Consider the following 14,704-nt stretch of genomic DNA (forward strand, 5'->3'; position numbering starts at 1 on the left):
GGCATAAAAAGCATACAGATATTCTCCGGATACTTTAGAATCACATGATAAAGGTATTCTTAAACTGGGTACAAAAAACTAAGCCCTCCTAAAAAAGGACATCCAATTATTTGTTCCCACTATCAAATTGACAGTTTATTTAAGAATACCTTGCCGCATATTTATTAACTCCTTTTAAATAGATACTTAAATTATAGCACGTAAGAGCATATTTGTAAAGGAATCTCCAATTTTTTATCAAAGAGAGTACGTGATTACAAAATAGCTGTAATAATGTACCAATATTTGTTATTCTATAATCTTCCAATTACTCCCGTTCTTTTCAAGTACCAAATCAAATTGAGATACCTGCGTTGCTTTGGTCTGCTGGTCGATATACTCCACTGTCAGCGATACCGTGACTTGATTATCCTTACGATTGTGAATAGGATTTACCAGTTCTTGAAAGATGTACTCTTTTCCGATTGGTTTTAATATCCCGTCATTCACATAGTAGGAAAGTTCACTGGCTGTCGCTGTAGGATAGAGCTTGAAGAACGTCGTTAAAAACTCATTGATTTCATTGGTTGTAATGGAATCAACCGTACCCTCACTTTCAATAGCTTTTGGTTTATAGTCTGATTTCTTTGGTATGCTAGTAATGGTCGGATTCTTAATGAGGACCATATTTCCAGTACTGTCTACATAGACACTCACTATATAAGCAGAGTGGACGGTCTTTGTATTTTCCCCCTCTGTAATGAGTTGGTCTACACTGTAGGTTACATCAAATTGATTGTCGCCATCTGCTTCTACCGTCCATATCTGAAATCCTTTTACAGAAGACGATACAGGAATATCTTTACGAACTGTATCGACATTCAGAGCTTGAAGTTCCTCTGTCAGATATGCTTTCAGGTTTTCTATGCGATTATCAATGGACTTGTCGTTTAGTTCCCATGAATAGTAGACTTTCGCAAAGTTCTCTACAAAATTTTCCACATGATGAGTATCGACATATTCCTTTTCTATGATGGTGGTTTCATGAATGGTATGGGTATCAATGGCTGTAAAGTGCTTGAATATCGCAAAGCTGAAACTAAGTCCTAAAAGTACCCATAGGACAATCACAACCTTTTTACGAGGATTGACCTTATAGACACGAGGTTTCTTTTCCTTTGGTGTCTGTTTTTCTGTATTCTGATTTTTTCCGAATTTCATCATTGAATCGTCCTTTCTTATTGTTTGATTCGTCCTGCTCCCACTAAATGCTGTTGCCAGTAAGAGCTTGTTAAGTCGGCATAACCGATAGGGTCGCCTGCATGAAACATACGGTTATCGCCTAAATAAATCCCGATATGAGTAATATAAGAGCCAGCGTTATAGGTAGAATGAAAGAAAACCAAATCGCCGGCTTTTGCTTCCAATAATGGGATATGCCGGGTTACATCATATTGCTGTTGTGCTGTTCGTGGTAAGTTGATTCCAGCTTTTCCATACGTCCATTGTGTCAGTCCGCTACAATCAAAAGAGGTAGTCGGGGAAGCTCCGCCATAGACATACTTCCAGCCTTCAAATTTCAGAGCTTCGTCCATGATGGCTTGTACTGTATCATCATTAAACTCTGTTGTGACAAGATACTGCGTTACCAGTTGCACATAAAACATATTCCCGTAATTGTATCGCCAGCCCCCATTGATAGGTATGGCTATGGGATTGGGGTAAGACACTTTTTCGTCACCCGAATACTCTTTTGAGAAACTTTGAGCCAGTTCAAAGGTATATTTATTCCCACGATTAGCCACATATCCTAAGAAACCACCACCATAATTGTAGGACTGGATAACCGATTCTAAATCTACACCAAGCCTTTCGCTACTGGCTAATAACTCACTGAAATACTTCACACCTTGCTTAATGGATTCTTCTGTACTCAATGAATTAGGTGGAAGACCGAGGGATTCCGAGGACTGCATAACATCTTCTGCTGTACCACCCGATTCCACCTGTATAATCGCAAGAAGTATATTGACGTATTCTTCAATTCCATATTCTTTGGCAACTTTTTCTACCATAGGCTTATGAGCCAGCACTTCTGCGGAAACATCCACACCGCCATAGTGAATGTTGGAAAAACCGCCATCTTGTTCATCTGAAAATAAAATGGCGACAAACAGAAGCAGTGAGAAGACCATCAAGAATAATCCCGAACCACCAATCACTAAAGTTTTCAGCTTCATGGTTTCTTACTGCCTTTCTTAATGGTGGCGGTTTTGATTGGTGGTCTACTTCTTGTATTTTGTAGTGGTACTCTTTGAACAGTAGACGGACGTTCTTTTGTGATTGGACGTTGTGAAGTTCTATCTGCTGTAGTGGTTGAAGTTGCTGGCTTTTGAACGGTTTTTTCTTGAACGGTATTGCCTTGGCGTTCCACTTTTGGACTTGAAAAATCGGACTTAACTGCTGGACGCTCTTGTTTGGCTTGTTGAGATTCCTTATATGAAGTCTGAATATTAGACTGTTTTGAGGTCTGTTCATCATGATATTGTTCTTGTCTTGTAGTCGGTCTTTCATGAACAGAAGAAGCAGGCTGTTTTTTCTGTTTGACCTGTTCCATTTCAGAGCGACGCTTCGCAATGGTTTTTCGCCTTTGTTCCTGCTGTTCCTTGCGTCCACTGGCTCTGTCCGCTTTGGTTTGAGAAATACTACTGGTTAAATCACGGACATTCTCTTTTACTTTGGATTTTCCTTGATATACTGCATATCTTGCATTGGTCGGCAAATCTTTAACCTGTTCTTTCAAACCACTAGCAGTGTCTACCATTCTGTCTTTGGTATCAGCTACTGTACCGATGGTTTGACCGATACGTTTTCCAAGTGTTGATTTTTCCTTTCCGTCTGGTCGGGAGTGATCTGCTTGTGTCCTTGCAGAACTCCCCGAACCCGACTGTCCTTTTTTACCTGTAACAATGGCAGACCCAGCCCCTAGAGTAGTCATGGAACGTCCAAGTTTCCGCTGTAGACGGTGCATGTGAGCGTGCATAAGCATACGAGGTTTTCTCATCACACGACTTCCCACACTTTGAGAATCGTTACTCTGTAGAGAAAACATACTCATTAAATCGCCCAGCTTGAAGTAGATTCCTGCAAAGGTCACAATCTGTAGAAAAGCAATCAAAAAGAACGGATAACCAGCCGATAAGGTATAGAGCATGGTTGAAATACTAAATGCTGTCGTAATAATCAATGTGATTCCAGCTCGTGTCAAAATGGTATTAAAGAGCTTTGTTATGGCTCGTTTTGACATACCATCAAATGATGGAATCATGCTTAAAATAAAGCTCACAGGCAGAAACATAGCATAGATGATAAAAAGTACCTGCGAGAAAATCATGATTCCTGTTAATAGGAATACAAATATGGAAATCCCAATATTGAAGACAAATAGGAAGAAGACTGTACCTAAACGGTTAATGGTCTTTGTAATGGTTAGATTGGTATTGCTTCTGTCTTCAATTTCTTCCGCAACAATTTTTTCTCTGTCTTCGCCATTGTTGGAATCTGGGCTGGTGGAGAGCAGGCTTTCCACACGGTCAATACCGATACTTTCAATGTCTGAACTGTTGTATTGAAGCAGTAGCCACGGTTGCTGAACCTGTATGGAAAACAGGCTATCTCTGATTAAGTCCACGCTGTCCTTGCCTTGACTATCGGAATGGGGCATGACAATCTTCGTGCCAAGTGATAAACTGGCATTACTGATGTCTGATGAAAAGTCATTGATTTTTTTAATGTAGTCGGGAGCGTAGGCAATAAAGGAAGCCGATAGGATAAACACCAGCACAAAATTCATAATGGCATGAATTGCCTTTGTGGTTTCTCTCTTTATCAGTCCCGTATAGGCAACATAAACCCCAAGAACCAAAATCAAGAGTAAGAGGAATCCAACATAGAAACCCTCTGTTGAAAATCCGTTTGCACTCACACCAGCTAAGGTCTGCATATTCTTACCAATGGAATCTGCTGTAGCGGAAATGAAGTCTAAGGAATAGGCTTCCTGTACTAAGTAACCTGTCGCATTGGAAACATACAAACTGATTGTCCAAATAAAATTGGTAATGGCATATAGTCCATACATGACCTGTTTTCCAATCCCGTCCGACCAGTTCCACGGAAGCCAGCCCCAGCTATTATCCACATAAAAATCCAGTTGATAGTTTTCAAGTGGGTATCGGCTGTATTCATTTGCCACATTGACCGTATCATCTACCAAGCCCGCAGCTTGAACCACCGTTCCCAGCATGGCTAAAAGAAAAATGGCAATCACAAGTGTGAAAGCCACTGTCATTGCCACTTTACCTAGACGTTTCAGCGTCCAGTTTGATTTTATTCTGTTTACTATTGATGGTTTCACATTTACACCTCTTTTCGCACAGGTGGTCTGGTATCAAAGGCATGGAGCAGTTCTTCAAATACAGGGTGGAACTGTATCACACCGACACGACCATATAAATCACTGATAAGGCATTGCCCGTTTTCCAAATCACGCAATCGCTTCTGATTGTTTTCGTCCTCTGGGTCTACACCAAAAAAGGCTAAGGTCTTTTTAATCTCGTTAAGGTCAGTGGAACGAAATGCAAATTTTAAGCCGAGGTTATTTTTCAGTTTTTCATCTAAGAGGTCGTCTGTATTTTGGGTCACGAAATATACCCCAGCGTTCATAGCACGACCAGCCCGAACCAGCTTCATAGATAGTGTTTTTCCTTGTGCTACCTGTAAAAAGCTCCATGCTTCGTCTAAATCTACAATCTTGAAAATGCTTCGGTCTGTATGGATAAAGTCTAAAGCAAAGGTACTAATGACAATCAGCATAGCAACGGATAAAAGCTCCATAGTGGTATATTCCTCAAAGGAAGTTTCCTTGTCGGGAAGTACCAAGTCCGCAACCTGTATAATGTTCAGTTGTTTTTCTAAGCTGATAGACTGCTCCACATAACCATTACTGAATAATAAATGTGCAAAGTCATAGTCTGTAAAACTTTCGATATGGTCGGCTATACTGGTACTTAGTGGCGTATTCTCAACCCGTAATTCCTCAATCACTTTCATCAACCCTCGTACTTCACTATTGGTTACTGCACGAATGGCTTTTCTAAGGATTGGGAAGCGTTCCCCATCACGAGAGGAAATCCCCGTAAGGAATGTCAGAATATCAATAGCCAGTGATTCAGAATCTTTGGGATTTTTCATAATCACATAAGGGTCAAGTAAGCCTTTGTTTTTCTCATCAGAAGTCAGAGTGACGATATTGATTTCATGGGAAATCTCTGGCAAGGTTTCTTTCCATCTGCCACGTTCTGCTTTTGGGTCTACAATCACTGCTTGTGCCCCATAAAGCACCGCATAATAGACGATAAGGTTATTCGCAAAGGATTTACCACCACCCAGCGAACCAACAAAAGCCGACGCTAACGCATTGGTTACTGAACCCTTAACCCCTTGACTGGCAAGAGCAGGTTTCAGATAGACATTGCGTCCAGTATCTAAGCTGTAGCCAACATAAATCCCCTCATTTTCCCCCAGCATTTGAGTAGCACCAAAACCTAAACCAGCGAGGAAATCAGAGGTCACGTATTGAATATAATCATTCATATAACGCTTGCTGGCAGGTAAAAATTCTTCATGTAAGCCGAGCATATCCCCAAATGGTCGTACCAGTTTTACGCTTAAATCGTCATAAAAATCTTTCACTTCATTACAACGACGTTTGAGTTCGTCAAGATCATTTGCTGATACCCTTACCACATAAGACAGCTTGTACATAGATTCCTTGCTTTGGTCTAAATTGGTTTCCAGCTCATTCACACTTTCCAGAGCTTCCGCCACATTGGAGCTGGTTTCATTATCACTTTGCCAAGCGTGGTTATCCAAGTCTTTCAGTTCTTTCTTTTTATTGCGGACAGTAGATAGGGCTTTACGATTCGCTACAATTTCCACATTCATTGACGTATCAATCGGGAATGTAAATTGCTGTTGCTGGTAGTAGAAGATTTCAGAGGACGGGAAGTCCAGTTCTCCGACAATGCTGTTAATGGTAAAGTAAGCTACATAGACGGTTTCATCTTCCTGCTGGATTTTCAAATATCGCTGTTTTTCTTCCACCAAACAGCGAGTAGGCTTAATCAAGTCATAGTATTTAATCAGCGTTTCATTATCCAGCTTTTTCTTTGATAGATGGTACTCATACTCTTCATAGGCAGTGCCTGTCTGTCCGTAAAGGTGTTCAATCAGATAGCCGAAGTCGTCCTTATCTAACCTGCGGATTTTGAAACGACGAGAGATTTTATTTTCTAAGAGCTTTTCCATCTTCTGAAAACGCAGGATTTCATCATTACTCATACTAACAAAATCGCCCATCAGCTTATGGTTCACATCATAGACAAAATCAGACAAAGCATTTTTTGCTTCAACGGTAAGACTTTTCATAGAAAACTCCTGATCGTTGAGAAGCAACTTAAAGCCGATAAAGAAACGGTAGTTCACTTGATTTTCGCCAATCATGGATATTAAAGCGTCTGTCTGTTGGTCGATTTTGTCATAGGCAACCGCTTTGAGCTTGCCAGTGACTTCATTTTTGGAACGCTCTTGTGCAGAACGTATGCTGGATTCTGTACTGATTTGTAAAGCATGAATTTTGCCATCACGATTTTGTGCGATAAGCTGTCTGAAAGAATCATGCACTTGTATTTTCTGTTCTGGACTTAGAAATGAGTAATTGTAAGGAACAAGCTCATAGTAAGCATAACATTCCCCGTCTTTATTCCAGACGAGATTGTTTTCAATGTATTTAATTGGATATGCCATAAAATTCACTCCTAACTGCTGTAATGGCTTCTTGTGGCTGGTTTCTGCCAAGCGTTACTTTTTTTCCTGCATAGGTCAGCTTTGGTCGCAGTGCATAAGCAATGACAGACTTCAAAAATCCATAAGGCTTTTTACCATCAAAAGTTTTTGTAGACATAAACCATGTGAAAGCCACAGGAATCCCAAAGTATTTGAGAAATGCTCCCTCTATCATGGAAAGAGGGGGCAAGTTGCCAAGTATCATCACTGCAAAGAGTGACACGACAAACCATGTCATTTGCGTAAAGGTTATGGGAAACGGAAGTCTAAAATCATTGATAGAATACAGTACCTTTTCCACAGACCAGATACTGGTATAGCTTCGTATTTTCTTCATGTAATCAATCCTTTCATAAAAAATAGGGGTAGCTGATTGAGCCACCCCGTAAAATAGAAAATCTGCCAGTAGTAATGTACCGACAGATTTAATAGACGATTTCAAAAATCCCATGATTGGTTGAGATAAACGTTCCTGAAAGGTCTAAATCCCGACCATAGGCTTGATAATCAATATAGTTTTGAAGACTAGCTGGTACTTCGCCTAAAGCACCCGTTTCTTCAATGTAGTAGCGTGCCACGTCATACATATCATCACAATCGGAATGAATGATAATATCCTCTTGATGTTCGCTTAGTTCTTCAATGCTTGAAAAATGAGTGAGCAGAGCAGATAGCTCCGATTGTAATTCTTCGGGTAATTCCGATACCATTTCCCATAGTCGATTGAGTTCGCCAATGGAAGTGTATTCGTCAACCGTAAAGGGTAACTCGTAGTCATGAATGGCGTATTCCTCATATTCATCATTCAAGCCGATTTTCTCTTTGACTTCCTCAAAGTCAATGGGAAAGGTAAACCACGCACCGACCAATTCGCCCTCATTGTATTTGCCTAAATTCGCAATATAGACTTGCATATCGTCCATATATTCACGTCCTTTCTTTGTAGAGATTCAAAAATCCCTACCGCACTTCGTTTGGTGTACCATTCCTTTGCGGAACATAAGAAAACCACTTATATTCCACAAAAGAACGGTTTTATTTAAGCACCAATAATGCGATTGAATAGCTCTAGTAAAATGTCTTTTACTCCAGCAGCGTTGAAGACTAAGCCAACCGCAATAATCGCAATAATTAAAAAGCCAATCAGTTTGCTAAACTCACGCTTGAAGCCAAGATACAAGCCAATCACAACGATTGCTAAAAGCACCAGTGATTGAGCGTTTGATAGAAACCAGTTATAAAGGTTTTGTCCAAAATTCATAAAAATGTTCTCCTCTCTATATTCAATGAATTTGTATTTGAGTTATTTTTTTGGGGTATACACTTTCTGGTATGGATAGAGATTCCATGCCAGATTTTTTTATACAAAAAAGAGGACATTTGCTGTCCCCTCGTTATACAATCAATTCACCACAAAAATCATGAAAGAAGGTTAAACAAATGTCCCATAATGATTCTATCCTAAATATTCTTGGAATTAAAGATAAAAATATTAAAATTATTTCTGTTGAAGAAGCTGAACACAACAACGATTCTGTTAAAGAGTATATAACGCTAATAACAGCTACTCTTTCTTATCCGATTAATCGTTGTCGTAACTGTGGCTTTCCCACAGTTAATAAGGATGGCTTTCGCAAAACTCATGTACGACTGGCAAGTTTAAATGGGAGAAGATATGAACTAGAGCTTCGTAAACAACGCTATAAATGTAAATCATGCCATACTACTTTTGGTGCTATTACTAATTTAACCAAAGAAAATCAAACCTTATCCAGTGATCTCAAAAATCAAATCATGCTTTTAGCTCGTAAAGGCTTATCTGGTCAGCTTATTGCTGAAATGTGTCACTGCTCTCCTAGCAGTGTTCGTCGAACAATCTTAGAGCGCATGGAACCACACTATCGTGTGGCTAAGTTGCCTAAGCATCTATGTTTTGACGAGTTTCGTTCAATTAAGTCTGTGATGTCCTTTATCTGTTGTGACGCTGAAACCCACCAAATTGTCACAAAGTTACAGGATCGTCTATCACCTACCATTGTTGATTATTTTGAAAGTCGTTATTCAAAAGCCGAACGCGAATGCGTTCAATCAGTTGTAATTGATTTAAATGCTCAATATCAAAGTTTTATCTATCGCCTTTTCCCTAATGCCAATATCATTATTGATCGCTTCCACCTTGTACAATTAGCTGGTCGCGCTTTGGACAATTGTCGTATCTCTATCCTAAAGCAACTTGATAAACAGAGCCAAGAATATAAAATTATGAAGTCACATTGGAAGCTATTCCATAAAAAAGCTGAAGATCTTCACCCTGAAGAAGTAGTTTTTCTTCGCGGCGTTAAACAATATATGACTCGCCAAAATGCTGTTGATCTCATTACTAGTAAATTTTCCAAGTTCGCTGAAGTATACCAAACTTACCAAGATATCACGAAAGCCCTAAACGAGCGCAATAGTGAATTACTAGAGTCAACCATCTTAGACTACCAAAAAACCAATACAGAAATGGATACTGCTATTCAAACCCTTCGTCAAAACAGAAAATATGTCTTAAATAGCGCTAAATTTGAATACTCTAATGGTCCTTTAGAAGGCATCAATCGCAAAATCAAAACCCTAAAACGAACTTGTTATGGTTTTGCCAATCAAAAATTTTTCTTTTTAAGAATCGATTGTATTTTTTCGTAAAAAAATACCCCCTACATTTTCGTAGGAAGTATTTTTAGTCAACCATACCAGTTGACAGATATCCCACTTAGGACATTTTCCTACAAGGGGTCCCGAGCGCTTAGTGGGAATTTGTACCCCTTATCGATACAAATTCCCCGTAGGCGCTAGGGACCTCTTTAGCTTCTTGGAAGCTGTCAGTAGTATATCTAATAATTTATCTCCATTCCCTTTAGTAACGTGTAACTTTCCAAATTTAAAAAAGCGACTCATAGAATTATTTCCTCCCGTTAAATAATAGATAACTATTAAAAATAGACAATACTTGCTCATAAGTAATGGTACTTAAATTGTTTACTTTGGCGTGTTTCATTGCTTGATGAAACTGATTTTTAGTAAACAGTTGACGATATTCTCGATTGACCCATTTTGAAACAAAGTACGTATATAGCTTCCAATATTTATCTGGAACATCTGTGGTATGGCGGGTAAGTTTTATTAAGACACTGTTTACTTTTGGTTTAGGATGAAAGCATTCCGCTGGCAGCTTAAGCAATTGCTGAATCGAGACTTGAGTGTGCAAGAGCAACCCTAGTGTTCGGTGAATATCCAAGGTACGCTTGTAGAATCCTTCTTCAACAATCAGATAGATGTCAGACGCACGGCTTTCAAAAACCACTTTTTTAATAATTTGTGTGCTTAAATGGTAAGGAATATTCCCAACAATTTTATACCTCTGTTTGTTAGGGAATTGAAACTGTAGAATATCTTGGTGAATTAAAGTGACACGAGTATTCAGTTTTAATTTTTCTGACGATAAGTTGAATAGATGACTGTCTAATTCAATAGACGTTACCTGTTTACTTATTTTAGCCAGTTTCGTCGTTAAATGCCCTTTACCTGTTCCAATTTCGTAAACGGTATCGGTTTCTTTTAAATTCAATTGTTTTATTATTTGGTTGAGTACTTTTTCACTCGTTAAAAAGTTTTGAGAATATTTTATATTTTTGTTCATGTAATCTCTCCTTCTTAATTACAAATTTTTAGCATCTAATTTAACTTCAATTCCTATTATACAAAATTTTAAGATAATGCACTATCAACACACTCTTAAGTTTGCTTCTAAGTCTTATTTCCATAACTTCTTTTACGTTTCCGCCATTCTTTGCTGTTTCGATTTTTATGATATGGTGCAAGTCAGCACGAACACGAACCGTCTTATCTCCCATTATATCCTTTTTTTGTTGTTATCACGTCCTGTTCTTTTACTGACTGTTGCTTCAAAATCTGCTTGTGTCGGTCTGTCAGTTTCGCATGGTCGAGAATGTCTTTTACAACCTGCGTCTGGTTGATTTCATCAAGTTTAATCGCAACCTTTAAGGTCGGGGCAACTTGATGAGATAGCCAGTTCAGCGTCCTTTGGAAGGAGTAAGGCTCTGGTTTTGTGGTTAGTTTTAATCGTTCACGATTGTTCCCAATAAACCAAGCCCATTCTTCATTCAGTTTCCAATCAGAACGAGGTTTGGAATCGTCTTTATCTACAAAACGGATATACCGATTGATAATTTTAAAGGCGGTATGCTCTGGATTGTCATAGACGAGTAAATCACGGACTGCATAATAGGCACGCTCATTTTTCAATCGAATCTCAAAACGGTTTTTTACTTCTGCGTCTTCAATGGGAATATCATTTTTCTTGTACTGCTCGTAGTCCTTTTCATAGATACAGAAATAAACTTCACTTTGTAATGAACCGATATAGAGGGTGTTTCCCATACATTCCTTTTCCTCTTTGCGTACCAGTTCGCCACTGCGATAGCTTTTAAAACTGCGGAAGACGGAGATACATTCTTCCTGTTGGCACTTTTCAGTGAGTACAGGGATATTTAAAATCCCTGTCTTATCGTTAATGGCAAGGTCAAGGCGTTTCATCACACCGCCAGCCACCAAAACGTCCATAAAGAACTCATACCAGCTTCTTTGTTGTGCCAGAAGATAGCTTTCAAATTGTCTGCACCCACGACCTTTCAATTCCACCAGAACTCCTTTGTCCAGTTCATGGGAGCAAAGGACGAATATGTCGCCTAAAGCATAATGCTCTGAATAAGAATAGAAACCATAGTCCTCATGAAGAAAATAGGACAGTTTCAGTTGTAAGATGTTTTCGACCACCTGCTGTACGTCTGTTGTCGGAAAGCGAATTCTTACATAATCAAACAGCATTTCAAGGGGAGCGTCGGGATTGAAGCGTTCCAGAGCTTCCCAAAGGGACTGCTGTAAATCCTCTGATGGCTTGACTTTTCCTGTTTCAATATCGCTTAGATACTGCCTTGTAATACCAGTCGCAACAGCTAAACGGTTTTGAGATAGTCCATAAGCCAAGCGTTTTTCTTTTAAATGCTGTAACCAAGTTTGTTCATTCAGTAAAAATCCCTCCAATCAAAAAGGCGTATGTCAACTTTTAAAGCCCATTTGACATACGCTGAAATTTTGTAAATCCCTTGTAACCAAAGGATTTTCTAATGTTTTTTTGACTGTTTCCTGTCGATTTGTACCCCCCTGTTAGAAACGGGGGGTTAAGTGCTGGCGTGGCTATTGCCACACCAGCCAGCAAGATCAGTCCACACCTGCGACTTCCGCTTCGCACGTCGCCTGCGTGGACTGTCTGCTGTTGGATAACTTTTTAATTTCCTCCAAGAAATCATATCCTTTTGGTACAAGGGGAGTATAAAACTCTGATATGACACTTGTTCCTACATCAACATAGCCACGACCTTTGATTCGCTTTAAGAAGAAATCCTTTTGTACGTCACTGCCAAACATCATGCCATAGCCCATTTCAGACATACGACCTAAAGCCACTCTGAAATTAAACTGATCACGGATTCCGTCGCCTAAATATTTTGCGTCTGGACGTTGACAAGCCAGTATTAGAAAGAAGCCAGCTTGACGACCTAACATGACAATCTGTTTCAGCTTATTCATAACTGCGGTGTTTTCTTTTGTTCCCAGCATTTCCATGAAAGCGACGTATTCATCAAAGATTAAGAAGTGTGCCGGGAGACCTAAGTAAGCATAATTTTTGCCAGTCTTATAGTTCTTCATCTGCTTCATTTCCTCACTACGTTTCATCATTTCTTCATAGAATGTTTCAATGCAAGAAAGCAAGTCTTCTTTTCTATAGTAGACATTTGCCATCACAGAACCTAAGTCCGCAAGATCAGCATTTTTCGGGTCAAGAATATACAGTTTTGAATCTGTATGAAGCAAGGCTTCAATCAGTGTCAGTATAAAGTAAGTTTTACCGCCACCTGTACCACCAGCAATCAACATATGAGGGAGCTTATCATATTCCCACCATACGTTTTTCATTAAGCGAAGTTTACCATCTTTAGCTTCTACTTCATCAATAGAAATACGACTGGCTATGGTGTCATAGAGCAAAGTATATTCCACATAGGAATCCTTTAACTCTTTATCCGTCAGCTCACAGTACAAGCCACTCTCTAATTTCTTTTCCAAGTGTAAGAGTTGGTCTTGATATTTTCCCAGCGTGATTTCCACCCGTATCTGTATCAAGCCATTTTTAAGTCGATAATACATTTTAGGGAAGTAGGTTATCTTTTCCTTTGTACGACCAGCACTATCTTTAAAGAAACCCTCTGTTTTGACCTGTTCAGATTCATACCACTTGTTTTCAAGTATCATCTTTGCCAGTTTTTGACGGTGGTAAAGTTGTTTAACCGTATCATAGCGAACCCGTTTGAATACAAACGCTACCAGCAAGCAGATAAGAATTGCGACACTGAAACTGATAATTAAATAGGGAATGTCAATCTTATCTGCTTGTGATAGGTTAAAATCCTGCCAGTTGATCTGCTGGATTGTCTTCACATGAAACAGTCCGACAACCAGCAGGAAAACAGGCAGGAGTGACGCTATCGTAAAATGAAAGACTAAATCTTTACCAGATGGGCGAATCCTTTTACCACGCTGTTTCATGCGAAAAAGTCTCCTTTCTACCTAGCGACTATTTGTCTTGTGTCGGTTCTTTCTTTGCTTGTGGTTGAGCTTTGAATGAACTAGAATCCTTTGTCAGCACAATATCGTCTGCCTTGATATACCAGTCAACATCTGCTCCTTGATAGGTGGCAGTAGCAACGGTGTCCGCAATGGGATTGATAAGTTCCACCCGTGCGTTATAATCAAACTCTTTCAAAGGCACGCTGGCAGGAATACTTACTTGAATCATGCGTCCTTGTCCTTTGGATTTTAAGTCATAGGTACGTTCCTTGATTTCATCTGAAACCGACCCGTCTTCATTTTGGATTCTCACTTCACGACGTAGAGCAGAGAATTTCAATTCTCCAAAAGTCGTGTCTTTATCTAATACAATGCCATTTGCTAATCTCATCATTTTTCCTCTCTTTCTTTATTCTTTTATCATGTCGTCAGCATGTAAAAGGTAATTTGTAAAACCACGAGTGCCGATTTTGTAGCCCTCTGCGGTAATACGTGGATTGACTAACTTCACACGTTCCTCAAAGCCGAAATGTTTTTCGCCAGCTTCAGCAGGAAGCACCACCACAATATCATCTGCTCTTTGAACATCAGAATAGAGATTATAGCTTCTTGATAAGACAGTTAGCCGTCCGTTGATTCTTCGCTGAACGACTTTATCCTCGCCAGCAAATTCTAAATTGCCGAATGTTTTTTCCATGTTGGGAATCACAAATTTAAGTTCCATATTTTTACCTATCCTTTCTTTTTTATTGGCTGAATGAATGTTTGATGGTCTTAAAGAGTGGGGAACGACCTTTTGATTCTTGATTTTTTGTTTTCATAAGTTCACTTCCTTTCAAAATCGGGTAAAAAAATAGACACCTCATTTTTTGAAGTGTCTACCTATTAAATATTCAAATTTTATTGGAAGTATCTTTATATCTTCACTTTTCAAGGATAAATCGTCGTATCAAAGCTCATCCATAAGTAGTAAATTAGTAGTAAATTGAGTGGTTTTGACCTTGATAAAGTGTGATAAGTCCAGTTTTTATGCGGATAACTAGATTTTTATGCTATTTTTTCTATAAAATAGGTGAAAAACTCCTGTCAAATCGAAGGAAAAATCTGTCATCAAAATTCAATCATTTTCCTA

15 protein-coding genes are annotated in these 14,704 nt (G+C 39.1%); 1 reads left to right on the forward strand and 14 read right to left on the reverse strand.

The annotated features are described in order from the left end of the window. Nucleotides 1–288: 288 nt before the first annotated feature. From SORDD24_RS00385 to SORDD24_RS00415, 7 genes are all read right to left on the reverse strand, one after another. Entirely contained in the window at nt 289–1,203 is a 915-nt protein-coding gene (locus SORDD24_RS00385) for a conjugal transfer protein (RefSeq protein WP_033705454.1), read from the reverse strand. Nucleotides 1,204–1,217: 14 nt separating this feature from the next. Then, nucleotides 1,218–2,219 carry a bifunctional lytic transglycosylase/C40 family peptidase gene (locus tag SORDD24_RS00390; protein WP_020224359.1) on the reverse strand — a complete coding sequence of 334 codons (1,002 nt, stop codon included), beginning with the start codon at nt 2,217–2,219 and terminating at the stop codon, nt 1,218–1,220. Continuing rightward, nucleotides 2,216–4,393, reverse strand: coding sequence for a CD3337/EF1877 family mobilome membrane protein (locus SORDD24_RS00395; protein WP_061406561.1), 2,178 nt, complete (start codon nt 4,391–4,393; stop codon nt 2,216–2,218). Before SORDD24_RS00395 ends, SORDD24_RS00390 begins: the two co-directional genes overlap by 4 nt. A 2-nt stretch (nt 4,394–4,395) precedes the next feature. Further along, nucleotides 4,396–6,843, reverse strand: a complete 2,448-nt coding sequence (locus SORDD24_RS00400; protein WP_000331160.1) for a conjugal transfer ATPase TcpF — start codon at nt 6,841–6,843, stop codon at nt 4,396–4,398. Beyond that, nucleotides 6,827–7,219, reverse strand: coding sequence for a conjugal transfer protein (locus SORDD24_RS00405; RefSeq protein ID WP_000723888.1), 393 nt, complete (start codon nt 7,217–7,219; stop codon nt 6,827–6,829). The genes SORDD24_RS00400 and SORDD24_RS00405 overlap by 17 nt, the downstream gene beginning before the upstream one ends. Before the next feature lie 88 nt (nt 7,220–7,307). After that, on the reverse strand, nt 7,308–7,805 hold the full coding sequence (locus SORDD24_RS00410; RefSeq protein WP_000342539.1) for an antirestriction protein ArdA: 498 nt from the start codon (nt 7,803–7,805) through the stop codon (nt 7,308–7,310). 116 nt (nt 7,806–7,921) lie between these two features. Beyond that, complete coding sequence (locus SORDD24_RS00415; protein ID WP_001009056.1) at nt 7,922–8,143, reverse strand: hypothetical protein; 222 nt, start codon at nt 8,141–8,143, stop codon at nt 7,922–7,924. A gap of 179 nt (nt 8,144–8,322) precedes the next feature. On the opposite strand from SORDD24_RS00415, the gene SORDD24_RS00420 reads away from it, so the two are divergent. Next, nucleotides 8,323–9,570 (forward strand): ISL3 family transposase, encoded by a 1,248-nt coding sequence (locus SORDD24_RS00420; RefSeq protein ID WP_000019067.1) that lies wholly within the window; start codon nt 8,323–8,325, stop codon nt 9,568–9,570. A 256-nt stretch (nt 9,571–9,826) separates the two neighbouring features. Here SORDD24_RS00420 and erm(B) read toward each other — a convergent pair whose 3' ends face one another. Genes erm(B) through SORDD24_RS00450 form a run of 7 tightly spaced genes read right to left on the reverse strand, consistent with a single transcriptional unit; the run spans nt 9,827 to nt 14,296 of the window. Further along, nucleotides 9,827–10,564 carry a 23S rRNA (adenine(2058)-N(6))-methyltransferase Erm(B) gene (gene erm(B) / locus SORDD24_RS00425; RefSeq protein WP_001038795.1) on the reverse strand — a complete coding sequence of 246 codons (738 nt, stop codon included), beginning with the start codon at nt 10,562–10,564 and terminating at the stop codon, nt 9,827–9,829. 46 nt (nt 10,565–10,610) lie between these two features. Continuing rightward, nucleotides 10,611–10,778 (reverse strand): MLS leader peptide, encoded by a 168-nt coding sequence (locus SORDD24_RS11100; protein ID WP_000502600.1) that lies wholly within the window; start codon nt 10,776–10,778, stop codon nt 10,611–10,613. Beyond that, nucleotides 10,768–11,988, reverse strand: coding sequence for a MobT family relaxase (gene mobT, locus SORDD24_RS00435; protein ID WP_000398285.1), 1,221 nt, complete (start codon nt 11,986–11,988; stop codon nt 10,768–10,770). Before mobT ends, SORDD24_RS11100 begins: the two co-directional genes overlap by 11 nt. Nucleotides 11,989–12,010: 22 nt before the next feature. Then, the gene (locus SORDD24_RS10695) at nt 12,011–12,163 is read right to left on the reverse strand and encodes a conjugal transfer protein (protein ID WP_072210699.1); all 153 of its coding nucleotides are present in this window, start codon (nt 12,161–12,163) and stop codon (nt 12,011–12,013) included. Nucleotides 12,164–12,165: 2 nt separating this feature from the next. Then, nucleotides 12,166–13,551, reverse strand: a complete 1,386-nt coding sequence (locus SORDD24_RS00440; protein ID WP_000813488.1) for an FtsK/SpoIIIE domain-containing protein — start codon at nt 13,549–13,551, stop codon at nt 12,166–12,168. A gap of 28 nt (nt 13,552–13,579) precedes the next feature. After that, a complete protein-coding gene (locus tag SORDD24_RS00445; protein ID WP_000985015.1) occupies nt 13,580–13,966 on the reverse strand; it encodes a YdcP family protein in 387 nt (128 codons plus the stop codon). 15 nt (nt 13,967–13,981) lie between these two features. After that, complete coding sequence (locus SORDD24_RS00450; RefSeq protein WP_000420682.1) at nt 13,982–14,296, reverse strand: YdcP family protein; 315 nt, start codon at nt 14,294–14,296, stop codon at nt 13,982–13,984. Between the last annotated feature and the right edge of the window lie 408 nt (nt 14,297–14,704).

The sequence above is a fragment of the Streptococcus oralis genome (genome assembly GCF_001579175.1).
GTDB lineage: Bacteria > Bacillota > Bacilli > Lactobacillales > Streptococcaceae > Streptococcus > Streptococcus oralis_O.

Excerpts from the sequence above, each read along its gene's own strand:
- SORDD24_RS00405 (WP_000723888.1), bottom strand. The coding sequence starts at position 7,219 with ATGAAGAAAATACGAAGCTATACCAGTATCTGGTCTGTGGAAAAGGTA.
- SORDD24_RS00390 (WP_020224359.1), bottom strand. The coding sequence starts at position 2,219 with ATGAAGCTGAAAACTTTAGTGATTGGTGGTTCGGGATTATTCTTGATG.
- SORDD24_RS00410 (WP_000342539.1), bottom strand. The coding sequence starts at position 7,805 with ATGGACGATATGCAAGTCTATATTGCGAATTTAGGCAAATACAATGAG.
- SORDD24_RS00445 (WP_000985015.1), bottom strand. The coding sequence starts at position 13,966 with ATGATGAGATTAGCAAATGGCATTGTATTAGATAAAGACACGACTTTT.
- SORDD24_RS00385 (WP_033705454.1), bottom strand. The coding sequence starts at position 1,203 with ATGATGAAATTCGGAAAAAATCAGAATACAGAAAAACAGACACCAAAG.
- SORDD24_RS00415 (WP_001009056.1), bottom strand. The coding sequence starts at position 8,143 with ATGAATTTTGGACAAAACCTTTATAACTGGTTTCTATCAAACGCTCAA.
- SORDD24_RS11100 (WP_000502600.1), bottom strand. The coding sequence starts at position 10,778 with ATGGGAGATAAGACGGTTCGTGTTCGTGCTGACTTGCACCATATCATA.
- SORDD24_RS00400 (WP_000331160.1), bottom strand. The coding sequence starts at position 6,843 with ATGGCATATCCAATTAAATACATTGAAAACAATCTCGTCTGGAATAAA.
- SORDD24_RS00440 (WP_000813488.1), bottom strand. The coding sequence starts at position 13,551 with ATGAAACAGCGTGGTAAAAGGATTCGCCCATCTGGTAAAGATTTAGTC.
- SORDD24_RS00420 (WP_000019067.1), top strand. The coding sequence starts at position 8,323 with ATGTCCCATAATGATTCTATCCTAAATATTCTTGGAATTAAAGATAAA.
- SORDD24_RS00450 (WP_000420682.1), bottom strand. The coding sequence starts at position 14,296 with ATGGAACTTAAATTTGTGATTCCCAACATGGAAAAAACATTCGGCAAT.